The sequence below is a fragment of the Priestia sp. YIM B13491 genome (assembly GCF_042787605.1).
GTDB classification, from domain to species: Bacteria; Bacillota; Bacilli; order Bacillales; family Bacillaceae_H; genus Priestia; species Priestia megaterium_E.
Genome location: NZ_JBHZOR010000005.1, coordinates 119,561 through 138,377 on the forward strand (window position 1 = coordinate 119,561; position 18,817 = coordinate 138,377).

Consider the following 18,817-nt stretch of genomic DNA (forward strand, 5'->3'; position numbering starts at 1 on the left):
CCTTTTATCTCTTGGTCATCCATCTTCGCTGCTTGATAATTTTTTATATTATCAGTCGTCAGGTCGGTCCTCCGTCTTACTGAAACATAAACTTACTTATCGTTTAATGCAACTACGCCTGGAAGTTCTTTACCTTCCATAAACTCTAGTGACGCACCGCCACCTGTAGAAATATGGCTCATTTTATCAGCTAAGTTGAATTTTTCAACAGCTGCTGCAGAGTCTCCTCCGCCGATTACTGAATATGTGTCAGTTGCTTCTGCTAAAGCTTCTGCTACTGCTTTTGTTCCGTTAGCAAATGCATCTAATTCAAATACACCCATTGGTCCATTCCAAATAACTAACTTAGAGTTTTTGATTACGTCAGCATAGATTTCACGCGTTTTCGGTCCTGCGTCTAAGCCTTCCCAATCGCTTGGAATATCTTCAATTGATACAACTTGAATATTAGCATCATTTGAGAAGTCATCTGCTACTACCACGTCCACTGGCATGTAGAAGTTTACTCCGTTTTTCTTAGCTTTTTCCATGAAAGATTTTGCAAGTTCAATCTTGTCTTCTTCAAGAAGTGATTTACCTACTTCATGGCCTAGTGCCTTAATAAATGTGTAAGAAAGTCCTCCACCGATGATTAAGTTATCTACTTTATCAAGCAAGTGGTCAATTACACCGATTTTGTCTTTAACTTTTGCTCCACCAACGATTGCAGTAAATGGACGTTCTGGGTTTGATAATGCTTTTGAAAGCACATCAAGCTCTTTTTCCATTAAGAAACCTGCTACTGCTGGAATATGTTGTGCAATTCCTTCTGTTGAAGCATGCGCACGGTGAGCTGCACCGAATGCATCGTTTACGTACACGTCTGCTAATTCAGCAAATGCTTTTGCTAATTCAGGATCGTTTTTCTCTTCACCTGGGTAAAAACGTACGTTTTCAAGTACTAAAACATCGCCTTCGCTCATGCCGTCGATTGTTTTCTTTACTTCTTCACCAAAAGCTTCGTCAGCTTTTGCAACGTCTTTACCAAGAAGAGCTTGTAAACGTTCTGCAACAGCATTTAGACGTAACTCTTCAACAACTTCGCCTTTTGGACGTCCAAGATGGCTAGCTAAAATTACTTTTGCACCTTGTTCTACTAAATATTGAATAGTAGGGATAGCTGCACGAATACGAGTTTCGTCTGTTACTTTTCCGTCTTTCATTGGTACGTTAAAGTCTACGCGACAAAATACTCGCTTTCCTTTTACATCGATGTCTTTCAACGTTTTTTTGTTCATCGTTAAAAGGCCTCCTTAAGTATTTATGGTACTAAGCAAGTAGGCTTCTATGTAATCATCAATCCACAAACCACCGTAGATTTCATTTTATATATTGGCGCCTTTCTATATAAAGTGAAACTCCAGTTAGCTGCTTATGACGCTTTTTCATGTAGAAGCCAATACATAAATCAAGGAAGAGGGGGTATGCCCCTCTCTTCCTTAGCAAGTCTTATTATAGTCGTTCTATTTTCAGATATCCAATAAAAAAGGAAAGTCTAGTCGATTTCTGTCTTATTGAATAAAATAGAAGCGAATTTTAAGTTATTCTTATAGTCCTTTAGCAGCGATGTATTGAGCAAGGTCTACTACACGGTTAGAATATCCGCTCTCGTTATCGTACCAAGAGATAACTTTAACCATGTTACCTTCCATTACCATTGTAGATAATGCATCGATTGTAGAAGAGTTGATGTTACCATTGTAGTCACCAGATACTAGTGGCTCTTCGCTGTAACCAAGGATGCCTTTAAGATCGCCTTCAGCAGCTTCTTTAAGAGCGTTGTTTACATCTTCAACCGTTACTTCTTTGTCAAGTTCAGCAACTAAGTCTACTAAAGAAACGTTTGGAGTTGGAACACGCATAGCTCCACCGTTTAATTTACCTTTTAATTCAGGTAATACTAGAGATACAGCTTTAGCAGCACCAGTTGAAGTTGGGATGATGTTTTCAGCAGCTGCACGAGCACGACGGTAATCTTTGTGTGGTAAGTCTAAGATTTGTTGGTCGTTTGTGTAAGAGTGAACTGTTGTCATCATTCCGCGTTTAAGACCGAACTTGTCATTTAACACTTTAGCAAATGGCGCTAAGCAGTTAGTTGTACAAGAAGCGTTTGAAATTACGTTGTGGTTAGCCGCATCGTATTTGTCTTCGTTAACACCCATTACGATTGTGATATCTTCGTCAGATGCTGGAGCAGAGATGATTACTTTTTTAGCTCCTGCTTCTAAGTGTTTCGCAGCGTCAGCGCGTTTTGTGAAGAATCCAGTAGATTCAACAACGATTTCTACGCCTTGTTTGCCCCAAGATAATTGAGCTGGGTCACGTTCAGCAGAGATTTCGATTGTTTTACCGTTTACTACTAAGTTGCTACCATCTACTACTACTTCTGCATCTAATTTTCCGTGTACAGAATCATATTTTAAAAGGTGAGCAAGCATGTTAGCATCTGTTAAGTCGTTGATTGCTACTACTTCAACGTTATCATTTTTTAAAGCTGCGCGGAATACATTACGGCCGATACGACCAAATCCGTTAATACCAATTTTTACTGCCATGGGTATTTCCTCCTTGAATGTAAAAAGTATTTTTTATATGAGGGATTAATTAAAATCCCTTACTAACTCTTTTGCGGCGCCTTCATCTGTAATGAGAATCGAATCATGCGCTTGTTGCATAAACGCTTTAATTGCCTTTGCTTTTGATGAACCTCCTGCAACAGCAATAACACATTTATTGTTCTTTAAATCATCGAGTTGTATGCCAACTGTTTTAACTTTATGAACAACTTCGCCTTGATGATTAAAATAGTATCCAAATGCCTCACCTACAGCATGTCCATTTTTCACTTTTTCTAAGTCTGCTTGTGGTGTTTTACGGCGTTCTGCCATTGTCATAGCGTCTCCTATTCCGTGAACAACCATACCAGCGGACTTAATTAAATGAAGCATGTCTTTAATAGATGGTTCACCGATAATGGATCGGTATGCTTCATCACTAAGCTGATCTGGAACATGAAGCAAGCGATAGTGACTCATGGACTTTTCAGCCATCTTAGCACAAATCGTATTTGCTTGGTTTTGTACATTTTCACCTAGCCCTCCGCGAGCAGGTACAAAAAGTACATCAGGGTGTTTTAAATCAGGTGTCATCATTTCGGCAACGGCGGCAAGCGTCGTACCACCTGTAACAGCAACGGTATTTTTTTTACCAACAAGGCGCTCCTTGATACACGAAACAGATGCTCGACCCATTTCATTTTTAACCCAAGGAGACTGATCACTATCTCCAGATACAACAACAACTTCTGATAAAGAAAACGCCTCTTTTAATGTTGTTTCCAATAACCGAAGTCCTGAAACTTCCTTCATTACTTCTTCTAATTCAGCCAGAAGGAGCTCTCCCTCATTTGTAAGCGTCATTCCACTAGGGTAAATGTCAATCAAATCTTGTTCTTTTAAGAATGTTACTTCGCTTCGTAACACACGCTCTGTTAGCCCAAGGCTTACAGCTAAGTTTCTGCGGCCAATCGGCTGCATTAAACGTATGTATTGCAAGATTTGATAGCGCTTTTGCATAACTGAGAGAAGTTCAGGTAATAATTTTCGTTGTACTTCTATTAAAGAACGCATGTTAAAATCCCCTTAAGGCATAAACTCGCTGGACACATTTTGTCCCGTATAGACATATTATGTCCCACCTTGCGCAAAAAAAATTCACCCTGCTACAAAATCTATTCTAACAGGAGTGAATCCTTTATTCAACTCATGTGTTGCCTATTTTTAAAAGTAAGCGTTTTCTTAATGGAATACCTGTTATTTTTCCATATTCCACTTCTTCTCCGTCCATTTCTACTACAGGAATCGTAAGATGATATTTTTCCAGCCACTCATCGTTTTTATAAATATCTCGTTCAATAAGCTGAAAGGGAAACTCCGACTGCAGCTCTGCAAGCAGCTTCTTTGCATCATCGCATAAATGACAGCTATTTTTGGTATACAGTACGACTTCCACATTCCCACTCCTTTACTGCGTAACAAAAAGTTTTCGTTGACTGGATGGTAGAACGTTTAATTGATCTCGATATTTGGCTACCGTTCTTCTTGAAATAGTAACGTTATAATTGCTTTGCAAGACGTTAGCCAACTGCTGATCAGAAAGCGGACGCTGTTTGTTTTCTTCTGATACTAGCTTTTTAAGCAGTTCTTTTACGTGAGTTGTAGAAGTCGCTTCGTTGTTGCCCAGTTGAATACTAGTTGAGAAAAAAGATTTCATTGAAAATGTGCCAAAAGGCGTTTGAATATATTTGTGCCGAGTAGCACGGCTAATCGTCGATTCATGCACGGAGGTTTGTTCCGCTACTTCCTTCATTGTTAAGGGTTTCAAATACGAAGGACCCTTTTTAAAAAATGCTTCTTGTTCAACAAGTAAGGTATTCATTAATGCGTTTAATGTATCTTTGCGTGTGTGTAAACTTTTCATAATCCATTGAAATTCACGATATTTCTCTTGTAAATAAGAAAACATTTCTTGGTTTTGCCTGTTTTTCAGCTGAAGTTTGTATTGTTCATTCACTGAAAGGCGTGGTTCCAAATCCTCATTTGCATAAGCAACGACATTTCCATCTTCAATTTTTACAATAAAATCCGGTACAATGAATCGTTCATTGGACTTCATATAAAATGATCCAGGACGAGGATTTAATTTTTTAATCTGTTCATGTAATTGTTGAAGAGCTTCAAGTGAGATTTGACATAACTTTGAGATTTTCATCCATTTTTTATACGCAAATTCCTCAAAATGATGTGTCAAAATTTGCTCTATTTTTTCTGTCCATTGATTACTTCTTTTTAATTGAAGCATTAAGCACTCTTGTAAACTTCTCGCCCCTACTCCTGCTGGGTCCATCTGCTGCACAAGCTGGAGGGCCTTTTCAACCTGCTCCTGATCTTGGCCAAGCTGGTTAGCAAGTATGATTAACTCATCGTGCAAATAGCCAGCATCATCCAGGCTATTAATAACAAATTCAACGGCTGCCTGCTCACATTCATCTAACTTTAATAATGCGGATTGATTCATTAAATGTTCGTACAGCGTTTCTTTAGGAGCTGGTATACTGCTCATATAATCTGTTGAATCAGAAGTTGCATGATTTTTTTGATTGTGAGATGTATAGACGGGCAGCTCTGAAAAATCTATAAGCGGATTTTGAAGCGCCTGCTCATGTAAAAACGCTACAATATCCATCGATGAATATTGTAAAAGAGAAATAGCTTGTGATAATTCTTTTGACATCGTCAGCTTTAACGACTGCTGCTGAAATAATCCAATCTCCATTATTTCTCCCCTCCCCTTCATCTATTTTACTATAAAAACGCTTTCAAAGAGCATGTAACTATTTTTTATATGTAATTTTTTCATCAAAAAATCTTCGTCAACCTTTGTTAACGAAGCGGTTCATCCTATTTTTAATTACTAACCATCAAAAAAGTAATAGAGCTATGCACCTTTATAACTTTTCATTATAATTCGCACCAACCACATGATCCGAGTAATAATCCGACATGACGTTTTCTTCGTCATGTCGAATTTTCTGCATGTGTATAATATATAGAAAAATTGCTTATTGAATGGTTTGTGCCATTTGCATAAACTTGTCCAAGTTTTCTTCGTCATTTTTCGTGAAGATGGTTAGCTTCATCGGTTTCTTTCCTTTAACCAGCACGGCGTTTACCGTATGATCGCCAGATGTGGCTTCATACCAAACAGAATCTTTGAAGATTCCGTTCTCTTCAAGATTCTTTTTCTCTGCTGCATTTTTATTAACTGCTGTTGCCGTTTGTTTAACAGATTGAGCAGCGTCATCCATCGATGCTTCTGATGAAAGCATTTCAATACGCATAAATTGAGAATCATCTGAAGTTAATACTAACGCATCTTTTCCTGGTTCTTCACCCGTTAGTTTATAGCCGTCCATTACTTGAATAGAATAATCTTGTTCTGGGCTTTTTGTTAGTTTTGTTTCTGAAGAAGACGTTGACTGTCCATCTTCCGCTGTTTCGCTAGTTGATGATTGACTTCCTGAAGGTTTGGCTGAGGCCTCGGAAGAATCCGCATCTTTTTTCGAATCTTCTTTTGCAGCGCCTGATGTTTGATCAGATTTAGAAGCCTTATCTTGCTGAACATTCTCTGCTTGATCATTAGACTTCGGCTGAGCAGAATCTTCGTTCGTCCCGCATGCAGACAGCAATAGTGCTACCGATGCACTGACAATGAAAAGTTTGTTCACATATTTCATATTTATTCCTCCTCGGTGTTTCTTTTCCTTATATACTGTTTTATAGTATTCTGACAAATTCTGCAACCGGTACAATGGAATTAATTTCTTGCTTCTTTGCGCGTATAAAGGGTTAGAGGAGAAAAATAAATATTATTTTTTGAGAATATGAGCCTTTTTGCTCAAAATAAAAAACGTTGCGTAATCCGCAACGTTTTAAGACGCCCTCGACAGGATTCGAACCCACCCTAAGAGAACCGGAATCTCTTGTGCTATCCACTACACTACGAGGGCATATTTGTCACAACTTCCATTATAGGAGAGAAAACTTCTCTTTTCAATAGAATACTACGTTTATTTTTTTTAGAAGGGGGAAAAATTTTAATAATGTCAAAGAGGAATACATAGTCTTTTAAGCGAATATGTGTAGTAGAGGTTCTTTTGTTTGACCTTTATTGACCATACGTGTATTATAGGTACATAACAAATTATTCTTGTTAAGGAGGAATTTAATATGAACTTAATTCCTACAGTTATTGAACAAACAAACCGTGGTGAACGTGCTTATGACATTTATTCACGTTTATTAAAAGACCGCATTATTATTTTAGGTAGTGCTATTGACGATAATGTAGCTAACTCAATCGTTTCTCAGCTTCTATTCTTAGCTGCTGAAGACCCAGAAAAAGATATCTCACTTTATATCAACAGTCCAGGTGGCTCTATTACAGCTGGAATGGCTATCTACGATACGATGCAATTTATTAAGCCAAAAGTTTCTACAATTTGCATCGGTATGGCTGCATCAATGGGCGCTTTCTTACTGGCTGCTGGTGAAAAGGGCAAACGTTTTGCTCTTCCAAACAGCGAAGTAATGATTCATCAACCTCTTGGTGGTGCTCAAGGACAAGCTACTGAAATCGAAATTGCGGCAAAACGTATTCTATTCTTACGCGAAAAACTAAATTCAATTTTAGCTGAGCGTACAGGTCAACCGTTAGAAGTGCTACAACGTGATACAGATCGTGATAATTTCATGACTGCTGAACGCGCTTTAGAATACGGTCTAATTGACAAAGTATTAGAAAACGACCCTAAATAAAAAAAAGCCTTTCCCGCAGCGGGAAAGGCTTTTTTATGCATCGTTCTCTACGTAAGCTACTAACGCATCCATTGCTTCTTTTTCATCTACCCCTTCAACAATGAGCGTAATGAGAGAACCATTATTAATCGCTAAGCTCATTAACCCCATGATACTCTTAGCGTTGACTACTTTCTCATCTTTCTTCAAGTACACATCAGATGTAAAACGAGTTGCTTCTTGCACAAACAGTGCCGCAACACGAGCTTGTAATCCCGTTTTTAATTTTACTTCTACTTGTTTTTCCATGATAAAATCCTCCCCCTTGCAATTCCCCTTATGTGACTGGCTGACCGGCGCGAAGCTTGTCTGCTATTTGGTCAATTTTACGCAACCGATGGTTAATGCCCGATTTGCTAATTTGACCTCCAGATACCATCTCACCAAGCTCCTTTAACGTAACGTCTTGGTATTCCACACGCAAACGAGCAATTTCTCTTAGCTTTTCTGGTAAGATGTCTAATCCAGCTGTTTCATCAATATAACGAATGTTTTCCACTTGACGAATAGCCGCTCCGATCGTTTTATTTAAGTTAGCTGTTTCACAATTAACTAAGCGATTAACGGAATTTCGCATATCTCGGACGATTCTTACATCCTCAAACCGTAAAAGAGCGTTATGGGCTCCAATGATATTTAGAAACTCCGTAATTTTTTCAGCTTCTTTTAAATAGTTAATATAGCCTTTTTTCCGTTCTAATGTTTTACTATTCAATTGAAATTCGTTCATTAAATTGCATAAAGCTTCGTTGTGCTCTTCATACAATGAAAAGATTTCAAGATGGTACGATGATGTCTCTGGGTTATTAATAGAACCGCCGGCTAAAAATGCGCCTCTTAAGTAGGATCGCTTACAGCATTTTTTTTGTACTAGCTCTGGTGAAATACGATGTGTAAACGTGAACGCTTCTTCTACAATTTTTAAGTCTTCCAAAAGCATTCTCGTTTTTTCTACTAATCGAACAATATACACATTGTTTTTCTTCAACCGCATTTTCTTACGCACAAGCAGTTCTACTGACACATCATAATTTTTCTTAAGCAGGACATAAATGCGCCGAGCAATCGCTGCGTTTTCTGTTTGAACATCAACCGTGAATTTTTTATTTGAAAAAGAAAGTGAACCATTCATTCGAATTAATGCAGAAAGCTCTGCTTTTGCACAGCAATCTTTGACTTCTAAATTCGTTAACTCTTTTTTTGTTTCTGATGCAAATGACATAACTTCACCTCCAATCTACATACGGAAATAGTGTTAAACACCCGTATTCGCTTTACCTTGCAGCGATGTCAGCATAGAATACACAAGCTTTGCTACTTTTTTTGTATCATGCCTAATTACGCTGCCGTCATACTGAATAATTTGATCTTCAATCACTTCTAACCCTAACTTTAGCAATACTTCACGATCATATTCTACAGGCTGAGCCTGCTCTACTTGATATTTCTTTTTCAAAGGTGCTGGAATAGGTGCATTATTGACGATAATCGCATCTAAAAATGCACACGGCATATGATTGTAAAGCGCTTTAATATGATCACTTGCCTTAAAGCCTAATGTCTCACCCGGCTGCGTCATCACGTTGCATACGTACACTTTCTTTGCTTTTGTCGAACAAAGCTCGTTACAAATATCCTGCACCAGTAAATTCGGCAAAATACTTGTATAAAGACTTCCGGGCCCCAACACAATTAAATCAGCGCGTCGAATCGCTTTTATTGTCTCGACAAGCGGTTTCACATCAGCGGGCGATAAAAATACTTTATTAATTTTTTTATTAACTTCTGGAATTTTAGATTCACCTGTTACGATGGATCCATCTTGCATCTCCGCATGCAGCACAACACTTTGATTAGCTGCTGGAAGTACTTTCCCTCTGACGTTTAGTACTTTGCTCATTTCTCGTATAGCATGCACAAAATCGCCAGTAATAGACGTCATAGCTGCAAGCAACAAATTGCCAAGAGAATGGCCTGTAAGCTCATTTCCTGTATCAAATCGATGCTGAAAAAGCTCTTCAACTAGTGGCTCTACATCAGATAAAGCAACTAGCACATTTCGAATATCACCAGGAGCAGGGATTTCAAGTTCATCGCGCAATCGGCCAGAACTTCCCCCGTCGTCTGCTACGGTTACAATGGCTGTAAGATCAAGAGGGTATTCCTTCAACCCTCTTAACAGCACTGGTAAACCCGTTCCTCCCCCAATGACGACAACTTTTGGAAGCTGTTCACTGCTCATCTATGATTTTCCTTTCTCCTCTCAATGTCACGATGAGAAATATGAGTTTTGTATTCATTCTGGAAATGGTGACCTAAATATTCAGCTAGTGTGACGGAGCGATGCTGTCCGCCTGTGCAGCCTATAGCAATGACCAGCTGGCTTTTACCTTCTCGCTTGTACTGTGGAAGCATAAACGAAAGTAAGTCTACTACTTTTTCAATGAACTTTTGAGTTTCCGTCCATTTTAATACGTAAGAAGAAACCTCTTCTTCAAGCCCCGTTTTAGGACGCATATGGTCAATGTAGTGAGGGTTTGGCAAAAAGCGCACATCAAAGACTAAATCAGCGTCAATAGGCACACCATATTTAAAACCAAACGACATCACATTAACAGTAAAAACCTGTGAAGCGTGCGACGAAAACTGAGTTAAAATTTTCTCTCTAAGCTCTCTTGGTTTTAACTCTGACGTCTCATAAATAAGCTGAGCTCTTCCCTTTAACTCCTCAAGAAGCTCACGTTCCATACCAATTCCTTCTAAAGGTAAACCCGAAGGAGCTAGCGGATGTGAACGTCTCGTTTCTTTATAGCGCGTCACCAATACAGAATCTTTTGCATCTAAAAATAAAATTTGTGGCGTGACCCACGTTGTTTCACTCATGTTATCTAATGCTTCAAACAAGCTTTCAAAAAACTCTCTGCCTCGCAAGTCCATAACAAGAGCAACTTTATTCATTTTATTCCCTGACTCTTTCATGAGTTCTAAAAATTTCGGTAGCAATGTAGGGGGTAAATTATCTACACAAAAGAACCCTAAATCTTCAAAACTCTGAATTGCTACTGTTTTTCCTGCACCTGACATTCCAGTAATAATCACTAATTGAATATCGCTTACAGACCCAGTACTCATTTTCCATCCCCCTCAATCTATGCATACATGTCTATTTATCATTAACAAGGATCAATTCGATAAGATAATAACTCGAAATCTGTTGTATACGTAAAGTTGCCATAAATAACACCCGACCCTTTTGCTACATAATCGATAATGTGATGATCTCCCGGTGCCATCGGCAATTCACTTACTTCACTCAAATTATGCCAACCGAGTTTGCCTTCTTCTGATTCTAGCACATTTGTCCCATCAAAATCTGTAGCAAAAAAAGTAAACATCATCCATTCAGATGAAATTTGATCGTTTTCTTTCATCGTAAAAGTAAAGATACCTTTTACAGTGGGATTTTTCAAATAAATTCCCGTTTCTTCACGAAATTCTCTTACAACAGAGTCTTTTACAGATTCTCCTTGCTCCATTTTCCCACCCGGGGCCACCCACCAGTTTCGTCGTGGCTTTTGAAGCAACAATACTTTATCATCTTTCATTAATACACAATTTGTGACCCTTTGCATGTTTTCCACCTCATCATATGTATACTGACATTTTCTTTTATTATACTACGAAACAAACTTCTCTCACAACGGAGATGAACTAACTATTACTAAATTTTCTGAAAATAATCCATTGCTGTTATATACGTAAATTCAATCTGTTATAGTCACAAAAAAGAGGCATAGGAACACGTCCTATGCCCGACATATATATATTTTATAAAAGGGGGTCAATTACTATCTATATAGTACCCCATCAATGTTTCACAGGTGTTACAGAACAGTTAAAACCGAATTACGTTTTGTAAAAGATTGATTTCAGCCTTATTGCTGAATAGCTTTTAACTTTTCTTTTAACTCTTCTACATAGTGCTGAGCCGCTTGAGCAGCAATGCTGCCATCGCCTGTAGCTGTTACAATTTGACGAAGAGCCTTTTCACGAACGTCTCCAGCTGCGAACACACCTGGTACTTTTGTTTCCATTTGCTCGTTCGTTTCAATATATCCTTCTTTATTCGTGATGTTTAGGCTTTCGAATGGTTTTGTTAGTGGAACCATTCCAACATAAATGAATACGCCGTCCGCACCAAACTCGCGCTCTTCACCTGTTTTTGTGTCTACTAACGTTACGCTGCCTACTTTACCGTCTTTTTCTTTTACTTCTTTGACCGTTGTATTCCAAATAAAATCAACTTTTTCGTTATCAAATGCACGCTGCTGTAGGATTTTTTGCGCACGAAGCTCATCGCGTCGGTGAATAATTGTTACTTTTGTTGCGAAGCGTGTTAAATATACGCCTTCTTCAACCGCAGAGTCTCCACCGCCTACAACGACTAGCTCTTTACCTTTAAAGAATGCACCGTCACATACAGCACAATAAGATACGCCGCGGCCGCCTAGTTCTTTTTCTCCTGGCGCACCTAATTTTTTATATTCAGCACCAGTAGCAACGATTACTGAACGTGTTTTATATTCTTTGCTGCCTGCACGAACTGTCTTGTATTCTTCTCCGTCGATGATTTCTTTAATATCACCGTACGCATATTCCGCACCGAATTTTTTTGCATGCTCAAACATTTTGTTAGAAAGGTCAGGACCAAGGATATGATCATAACCTGGATAGTTTTCTACATCTTCCGTATTAGCCATTTGACCGCCTGGAATTCCGCGTTCAATCATTAATGTTGATAAATCTGCACGAGATGTATATACAGCAGCAGTCATACCTGCTGGGCCTGCCCCAATAATAATGACATCATAAATTTTTTCTTCTGTCATCGCTTTACACTCCTTTTAGGAAATTCCTTCGTAGTTGATTCCAAATTTATGGATAATTATTTCGTTACCACTATCCTAATATGTTCTTCCTATTATCGTCTATTTTTTTGCTCAATTTAATAACGTATTCACAATTTTACTGTACTTTCTCACTGTTGCAGCGGAAATGGAATATTGTTTTGCCGCATCGGCTTGAGTAATAGACTGGTTTTGTTCTTTCGCCCATATATATGTGACGGCTGCGGCCCATGCATTTACGTTCACATGCTGAAAATCATAGGATTGTTTATATACCTGTACATATACATAAAACCAAAAGCTTAAAAGATCCTGGATATCACTTTCAGTCTGCGATTCCATCTCCAGTTCAATAACATCTGCCACCTCAAAAATCACATGGTGTTTATCCTGCCATACATACGTATATACTTCATCTAAAAGTGTACTCATATGTATGGACGACTTGATTTCTTCTAAAAGAAGCAGACGCTGTTGTTCAGGAAGCTTCTTCGCCATATACAGGCTGTAAAGCTGATCATGAACATTTTTTGTTGCACATTTCTTTTTCGCTGTAATATCCACTTTCGATTGAAAAACCTTCGCAGCTTTTTGACTGATGCGCCAAGGCTCCTCTCCTTCTTTATCAGGAACGTCTTCTAATGCCAGCTTCCACATTTCTTTAGCGAACGCTTCACGCCCGGTATAGTAAGAAGCATATGAGAGCCAATAATGAAATGAGTTGTCTCCTTGAAATCCTTGTGTATAAAGCTTTTTTAACCATCTGTATGATAGTTTGTATTGACCAATCAATGCAAATGTTGCTCCAAGCTTATAGCGGTGTTCAAATGACATTGGATAAACGCGGCTAAGCCCGTCTGTAAGCTCCTCAACTTCTTTATGCTTATGGCAATAATAATAGAAAATCAGCTGATTGCATAACGCATGAAGATTTCCAGGGTTTTTCTCCAATACTTCATTCAGCAAATCCATTGCCTCATCAATTTTATTTAAATAAAAATAAGCTAACGCTAAATTATTATATGCAGACCAAAATTCTGGATACTCATCAATTATTTCAGTTAACAAATCCACTGCTTCTTCAAAATTCGTTGCTTCAAGCAGTCTTTTGGCTTGTTCTTGTTTTATAATCAGCATGTCGCCTAGCTGATTTTTAGGCTCTTCATCTTCTTCATCCACATCAATTGATAGTAAATCTAACAGATCTGTAGCCGATCGAAAGAGGTCACCATTTGGAAAATGCTCAATGTAATACATCGCGTATTTTTTTGATTCTTCAAACAGTCCAAGATGCGCATAGCTGTTAGCTATATAGTAGTAACAGCTTCCTAATGTATCGTCCATATGATGAATCACATGGAGAAAAAGCTCGTTGGCATCTTGATAATCTCCCCGCTCCGTTAAAGCTACTCCAACGTTTGTAAGAAGCTGTGGATTACGGGCATTTTCTTTGTTTGCACGCGTTAAATACTTGAGCGCTTTATCCGACTCCTCTTCTTCAAACGCCTGCAGCGCTTTTTCGAAATAGAAGTCACCCGTTTGCGAAAATGGAATTACTTGTGCCATTTTTTGAATTACTTTTGAGTGTTTTTCCATTAAGCCCTCCAAATAAGTTGATAATTTCGACGTTCGTAGTATATCACATTTGCCAAGAAGTTTAATACCTCTATTCAAAAAAGGAGCCTGCAAGCAGTCGTTTCTTGACGCAAATAAGAGAAGGTTTTGCCTCTTTTATCTAAAATGAGACAACTCCTTCTCTCTTTTCACTATGTAGCTATTAGCTAGAGTGACGCTCTTTTAATACTGATAGGACATCGTCTAAAGGCAGCTTTTGCTCACGAAGTAAAACAAGTACGTGGTACAATAAATCTGCAACTTCCCACTTCAGCTCATCATGGTCACGATTTTTTGCTGCAATAATGACTTCACCAGCTTCTTCTCCTACTTTTTTGAGGATTTTATCTACGCCTTTATCAAACAAGTACGTCGTATAAGCTCCTTCTGGCATTTCAGCTTCACGCTTAGCGATTACTTCTTCTAGCTCATTAATAATAGCAAACCGATTATCATTTTGTTTATTTTCACCAAGAATTGTTTCATTAAAACAGCTGTAAGCCCCCGTATGACAAGCAGGACCTTGAGGCTCCACCTTTACAACCAGAGAATCAGCATCACAGTCATATGCCATGCTTACAATCTTTTGTGTGTTTCCCGAGGTTGCGCCCTTGTGCCACAACTCTTGTCGAGAACGGCTGTAAAACCATGTTTCACGTGTATCAATTGATTTTTGAAGTGATTCTTCGTTCATATAAGCCAATGTTAAAACTTCTTTGCTCACAGCATCTTGTACAATAGCCGGTACAAGTCCATCACTGTTGAATTTAATGTTTTCAATCGTCATCGAATGCTCACTCCTTGTTGTTTTGCATAGCTTTTAATTTCTTTTACAGATGTTTCTTTATAGTGAAAGATCGAAGCCGCCAAAGCCGCGTCAGCTTCTCCTTTTTCAAACGCATCGACAAAATCTTGACCATTTCCTGCTCCGCCAGAAGCAATAACAGGAACGCTCACTGCTTGGCTAACTGCTTTGGTTAATGCTAAATCAAACCCTGACTTTTCGCCGTCTTTATCCATACTCGTTAACAAGATCTCACCCGCACCGCGCTTCACTGCTTCTCTTGCCCAGTCGATTACTTCCCAGTCCGTTGCGTTGCGGCCTCCGTGTGTATAGACTCGCCATGATTGTAAACTTTCATCGTACTTAGCATCGATGGCTACCACAATACACTGAGCTCCAAAAAAGTCGGACCCTTCTGTAATGAGTGCTGGATTGAGTACGGCCGCTGTATTTAATGACACTTTGTCTGCACCAGCACGAAGCATTCTCTTCATATCTTCTAATGCATTAATTCCTCCGCCCACCGTAAAAGGAATCGCTAGCTGAGATGCTACTTCTTCTACAACATGTACCATCGTTTTGCGTCCTTCATGAGAAGCAGAAATATCCAAAAAGACTAATTCGTCTGCGCCTTCTTCATCGTAAAACTTCGCCAACTCTACAGGATCTCCTGCATCTCGAAGTTCCACAAACTGAACTCCTTTTACCACACGGCCGTCCTTTACATCTAAACAAGGAATGATTCGTTTTGTAATCATTACGCTTTCACCTCTTGAAGTGCTTCAGCTACTGTAAACTTATTTGTATAAAGTGCTTTCCCTACAATCGCACCAATAACGCCGTCAGCTTCATACTTCTTTAGTGCATCTAGATCAGCAAGTTTACTAACTCCCCCTGATGCAATCACACCTTTTCCAGTAGCCTTAGCCATTTCAACAATTCCTTCCACATTAGGACCAGACAGCATGCCATCAGTAGAAATATCCGTGAAAATAAATGTTTCCGCACCAGCATTAGCCAATTCTTTTCCTAGTTCTGTCGCTTTGATTGTAGATGTTTCCACCCAGCCTTCCGTCGCAACATAGCCGTCACGTGCATCAATACCAATAGCAATACGTGCACCATATTCCTTCAGCATTTTTTTCACAAATTCAGGATTAGAAATAGCTGCACTTCCTAAAATAACGCGGTCAATTCCGTTTTCTAAATAGTAAGCAACATCAGCTTCTGAGCGAATGCCTCCTCCAATTTGCACACGTACATTTAATTTCTTTTTCACGCCTAGCACAAATTCATCATTTACGCGCTTGGCCGCTTTTGCGCCGTCTAAATCAACCATGTGAATCCACTGAGCGCCTTCACTTGCGAATTGTGTGGCCATATCTACCGGAGAATCTCCGTACACCGTTTCTTTTGTGTAATCTCCTTGAAGCAAACGGACGCACTTTCCTCCGCGCATATCAATGGCTGGATATATTTCAAATTTGCTCATACGATGGGCTCCTTTTCTCTACGAAGTTTGCATAATTTTGCAGCATTTGCATTCCGATTGCACTGCTTTTTTCAGGGTGGAATTGAGTGCCAAATACGTGTTCTTTTCCAACAACTGCTGGAACTTCAACGTCATAAGGACTTGTTGCTAAAAGCACGTCTTGGTCATTTGTTTTTACGTAATAAGAGTGAACAAAGTACACGTGACCTTCACTGATTCCATCAAGCAGAGCAGACGGCTGATGAAAATTTAAAGAGTTCCAGCCCATGTGCGGAACTTTATATGTCTGTCCTTCGGCAGTAATGCCGGGAATACGCTCGACTCTCCCTTTTAACAGTTCCAGCCCTTTTGTTACGCCGTTTTCATCGCTTTCTTCAAATAAAAGCTGCATACCTAAACAAATTCCAAGCAAAGGCATTCCTTTTGCTACTTCTTCTTTAATAAAGTCCGTCAGCTTTGTTTGATTCAGCTGTTCCATCGCATCTTTGAATGCTCCAACTCCAGGAAGAATCAGCCCTTTTGCCTTTCTTAGCTCTGCAGGATCTGCCGAGATAATATAATCATAGTTTAATCGTTCAAGAGCTTTACTTACGCTGTATAAGTTGCCCATCCCATAGTCGATAATTCCAATCATTTACAACATCCCTTTCGTCGAAGGCACACCTTTGACACGCGGATCAATCGTTGTCGCTTCGTCCAAAGCACGTGCTAAAGCCTTAAACACCGCTTCAATAATGTGGTGTGTATTTTTGCCGTAGTGTACAATTACATGTACATTCATGCGAGATTCTAATGCAAATTTCCATAAAAATTCATACACAAGCTCTGTATCAAATGTACCGACGCGCGACGCGGGAATGTCACCTTTAAATTCAAAATGAGGACGATTGCTTAAATCTACTACCACTTGAGCCAACGCATCATCCATTGGTACAAAAGCATTTCCATAGCGTTTAATTCCTTTTTTATCACCGAGCGCTTCTTTGAACGTTTGACCAAGGCAAATACCGATATCTTCCGTTGTATGGTGATCATCAATCTCCGTGTCCCCATCTGCTTTTACATCAAGGTTAAACTGTCCGTGTTTTGTAAATAAATCGAGCATATGATTTAAAAAAGGAACGCCTGTATCAATGCTCGCTTTTCCTTCTCCATCGATTCCAATCGCTAATGCAATATCCGTTTCGTTTGTTGTACGTTTAATACTTGACTCTCTCATTGTGAAACTCCTTTCAACTGTGCATGTAATAGATAAAGAAAAGAACATTTCTACGCTTTTCTTTTAATCTCCACCTTATTTTTTAAAGCGTTCTTCAACCGCCCTTGCATGAGCTTCTAGCCCTTCTAAACGAGCAAACGCTGCGATCTTCGAGACATTTTTCTGCAGAGCTTGTTGGCTGTATGAAATGATACTAGACTTCTTCACAAATGAATCAACTGATAAAGGACTTGAGAATTTTGCTGTCCCATTGGTTGGAAGAACATGGTTTGGTCCCGCGAAATAATCGCCAACAGGTTCTGAGCTGTATCTTCCTAGAAAAATAGCACCGGCATGACGAATGGAACCTAAAAGTTCAAGCGGACTTTCAGTCATAATTTCTAAATGTTCAGGAGCTAATTGATTAACAGCTTCAACAGCTTCTTCTAATGACCCTGTCACATAAATAGCACCATGGTTATCAATAGAAGGTTTTGCAATTTCCTTCCGAGGTAGAGATTCCACTTGTCTTTCCACTTCTTCTTTAACAGCTTCGGCTAATTTCATAGAAGGCGTTACTAAAATGCTTGAAGCTAATTTGTCATGTTCTGCTTGAGATAATAAATCAGCTGCCACTTCGTTCGGCTTAGCCGTTTCGTCTGCTAGTACGACAATTTCACTAGGTCCAGCAATTGAGTCAATGTCTACTAATCCATATACTTCTCTTTTCGCTAATGCAACAAAGATATTACCAGGACCTACAATTTTATCGACGGGTTTAATTGTTTCTGTTCCATAGGCAAGTGCTCCTATCGCTTGAGCTCCACCTACTTTATAAATCTCTTCGACCCCAAGCTCATTCGCTGCTACCACTACTCCAGCAGGCAGCGCGCCGTCTTTTCCTGGAGGTGAAACCATCACAATACGTTTTACCCCTGCCACTTGAGCAGGAATGACATTCATTAAAACGGAAGAAGGATACGCCGCAAGGCCTCCCGGTACATAAACACCTACTGCATCTAAAGGCGTTACTTTCTGCCCTAAAATGGTGCCGTCTTCTTTTGTTGTCATCCAAGACTGCTCGACCATTCTTTCGTGGTAATCACGAATGTTGTCAGCCGCTTCACGAATGATTGACAGCATGTCTGCATCAACCAGCTCATAAGCACGCTTCTTTTCTTGTTCCGTCACAAGTAAAGAAGAAAGCTCAACGCCGTCAAATTTGGCTGTATATCTTTTTAAAGCTTCGTCTTTTTGCTCTTGCACCTGCTTTAAAATATTTACGACAATTTCTCTTTGAGCACTCGTCCCTTGATCAATCGTACGTTTTAAGCTCACTTGTTCTGTTACACGTGTAATTTTCAATGT

20 protein-coding genes and 1 tRNA gene are annotated in these 18,817 nt (G+C 39.3%); 1 reads left to right on the plus strand and 20 read right to left on the minus strand.

Annotated elements, in window-relative coordinates:
- Positions 1-92: 92 nt before the first annotated feature.
- The 7 genes from ACFX4E_RS19140 to ACFX4E_RS19170 all read right to left on the minus strand — a co-directional run bounded on the left by ACFX4E_RS19140 (position 93) and on the right by ACFX4E_RS19170 (position 6,607).
- On the minus strand, positions 93-1,277 hold the full coding sequence (locus ACFX4E_RS19140) for a phosphoglycerate kinase (RefSeq protein ID WP_013059701.1): 1,185 nt from the start codon (positions 1,275-1,277) through the stop codon (positions 93-95).
- A 309-nt stretch (positions 1,278-1,586) separates the two neighbouring features.
- On the minus strand, positions 1,587-2,594 hold the full coding sequence (gene gap / locus ACFX4E_RS19145; RefSeq protein WP_013059702.1) for a type I glyceraldehyde-3-phosphate dehydrogenase: 1,008 nt from the start codon (positions 2,592-2,594) through the stop codon (positions 1,587-1,589).
- Positions 2,595-2,639: 45 nt separating this feature from the next.
- Positions 2,640-3,668 carry a sugar-binding transcriptional regulator gene (locus ACFX4E_RS19150; protein ID WP_013085386.1) on the minus strand — a complete coding sequence of 343 codons (1,029 nt, stop codon included), beginning with the start codon at positions 3,666-3,668 and terminating at the stop codon, positions 2,640-2,642.
- Positions 3,669-3,801: 133 nt separating this feature from the next.
- On the minus strand, positions 3,802-4,050 hold the full coding sequence (locus ACFX4E_RS19155; protein ID WP_060745836.1) for a glutaredoxin family protein: 249 nt from the start codon (positions 4,048-4,050) through the stop codon (positions 3,802-3,804).
- A gap of 12 nt (positions 4,051-4,062) precedes the next feature.
- Complete coding sequence (gene rpoN / locus ACFX4E_RS19160) at positions 4,063-5,373, minus strand: RNA polymerase factor sigma-54 (RefSeq protein WP_028409645.1); 1,311 nt, start codon at positions 5,371-5,373, stop codon at positions 4,063-4,065.
- A 286-nt stretch (positions 5,374-5,659) separates the two neighbouring features.
- Positions 5,660-6,334 (minus strand): hypothetical protein, encoded by a 675-nt coding sequence (locus ACFX4E_RS19165; protein WP_028409646.1) that lies wholly within the window; start codon positions 6,332-6,334, stop codon positions 5,660-5,662.
- 201 nt (positions 6,335-6,535) lie between these two features.
- Positions 6,536-6,607: transfer RNA gene (locus ACFX4E_RS19170), tRNA-Arg, on the minus strand.
- Between the two features lie 220 nt (positions 6,608-6,827).
- Here ACFX4E_RS19170 and clpP point away from each other — a divergent pair.
- The gene (gene clpP / locus ACFX4E_RS19175; RefSeq protein ID WP_013059707.1) at positions 6,828-7,415 is read left to right on the plus strand and encodes an ATP-dependent Clp endopeptidase proteolytic subunit ClpP; all 588 of its coding nucleotides are present in this window, start codon (positions 6,828-6,830) and stop codon (positions 7,413-7,415) included.
- Between the two features lie 33 nt (positions 7,416-7,448).
- Here clpP and ACFX4E_RS19180 read toward each other — a convergent pair whose 3' ends face one another.
- From ACFX4E_RS19180 to hisD, 13 genes are all read right to left on the minus strand, one after another.
- A complete protein-coding gene (locus ACFX4E_RS19180; protein WP_013059708.1) occupies positions 7,449-7,703 on the minus strand; it encodes an HPr family phosphocarrier protein in 255 nt (84 codons plus the stop codon).
- A gap of 28 nt (positions 7,704-7,731) precedes the next feature.
- The gene (gene whiA, locus ACFX4E_RS19185) at positions 7,732-8,676 is read right to left on the minus strand and encodes a DNA-binding protein WhiA (RefSeq protein WP_060745838.1); all 945 of its coding nucleotides are present in this window, start codon (positions 8,674-8,676) and stop codon (positions 7,732-7,734) included.
- Between the two features lie 33 nt (positions 8,677-8,709).
- A complete protein-coding gene (locus tag ACFX4E_RS19190; RefSeq protein WP_013085391.1) occupies positions 8,710-9,696 on the minus strand; it encodes a gluconeogenesis factor YvcK family protein in 987 nt (328 codons plus the stop codon).
- On the minus strand, positions 9,693-10,586 hold the full coding sequence (rapZ, locus tag ACFX4E_RS19195; RefSeq protein ID WP_013059711.1) for an RNase adapter RapZ: 894 nt from the start codon (positions 10,584-10,586) through the stop codon (positions 9,693-9,695). The genes ACFX4E_RS19190 and rapZ overlap by 4 nt, the downstream gene beginning before the upstream one ends.
- A 41-nt stretch (positions 10,587-10,627) precedes the next feature.
- The gene (locus ACFX4E_RS19200) at positions 10,628-11,086 is read right to left on the minus strand and encodes an 8-oxo-dGTP diphosphatase (RefSeq protein ID WP_013059712.1); all 459 of its coding nucleotides are present in this window, start codon (positions 11,084-11,086) and stop codon (positions 10,628-10,630) included.
- Positions 11,087-11,389: 303 nt separating this feature from the next.
- Positions 11,390-12,343, minus strand: coding sequence for a thioredoxin-disulfide reductase (trxB, locus tag ACFX4E_RS19205; protein WP_025752588.1), 954 nt, complete (start codon positions 12,341-12,343; stop codon positions 11,390-11,392).
- Positions 12,344-12,454: 111 nt separating this feature from the next.
- The gene (locus ACFX4E_RS19210; RefSeq protein ID WP_050688922.1) at positions 12,455-13,957 is read right to left on the minus strand and encodes a tetratricopeptide repeat protein; all 1,503 of its coding nucleotides are present in this window, start codon (positions 13,955-13,957) and stop codon (positions 12,455-12,457) included.
- A gap of 181 nt (positions 13,958-14,138) precedes the next feature.
- Complete coding sequence (hisIE, locus tag ACFX4E_RS19215) at positions 14,139-14,762, minus strand: bifunctional phosphoribosyl-AMP cyclohydrolase/phosphoribosyl-ATP diphosphatase HisIE (RefSeq protein ID WP_013059715.1); 624 nt, start codon at positions 14,760-14,762, stop codon at positions 14,139-14,141.
- Complete coding sequence (gene hisF / locus ACFX4E_RS19220; protein WP_025752585.1) at positions 14,759-15,517, minus strand: imidazole glycerol phosphate synthase subunit HisF; 759 nt, start codon at positions 15,515-15,517, stop codon at positions 14,759-14,761. Before hisF ends, hisIE begins: the two co-directional genes overlap by 4 nt.
- Positions 15,517-16,251, minus strand: a complete 735-nt coding sequence (gene hisA / locus ACFX4E_RS19225; RefSeq protein ID WP_025752584.1) for a 1-(5-phosphoribosyl)-5-[(5-phosphoribosylamino)methylideneamino]imidazole-4-carboxamide isomerase — start codon at positions 16,249-16,251, stop codon at positions 15,517-15,519. The genes hisF and hisA overlap by 1 nt, the downstream gene beginning before the upstream one ends.
- On the minus strand, positions 16,238-16,885 hold the full coding sequence (hisH, locus tag ACFX4E_RS19230) for an imidazole glycerol phosphate synthase subunit HisH (RefSeq protein ID WP_028409649.1): 648 nt from the start codon (positions 16,883-16,885) through the stop codon (positions 16,238-16,240). The genes hisA and hisH overlap by 14 nt, the downstream gene beginning before the upstream one ends.
- Positions 16,886-17,470 carry an imidazoleglycerol-phosphate dehydratase HisB gene (gene hisB, locus ACFX4E_RS19235; RefSeq protein WP_025752581.1) on the minus strand — a complete coding sequence of 195 codons (585 nt, stop codon included), beginning with the start codon at positions 17,468-17,470 and terminating at the stop codon, positions 16,886-16,888.
- A 75-nt stretch (positions 17,471-17,545) separates the two neighbouring features.
- On the minus strand, positions 17,546-18,814 hold the full coding sequence (hisD, locus tag ACFX4E_RS19240) for a histidinol dehydrogenase (RefSeq protein ID WP_028409650.1): 1,269 nt from the start codon (positions 18,812-18,814) through the stop codon (positions 17,546-17,548).
- Positions 18,815-18,817 lie beyond the last annotated feature (3 nt).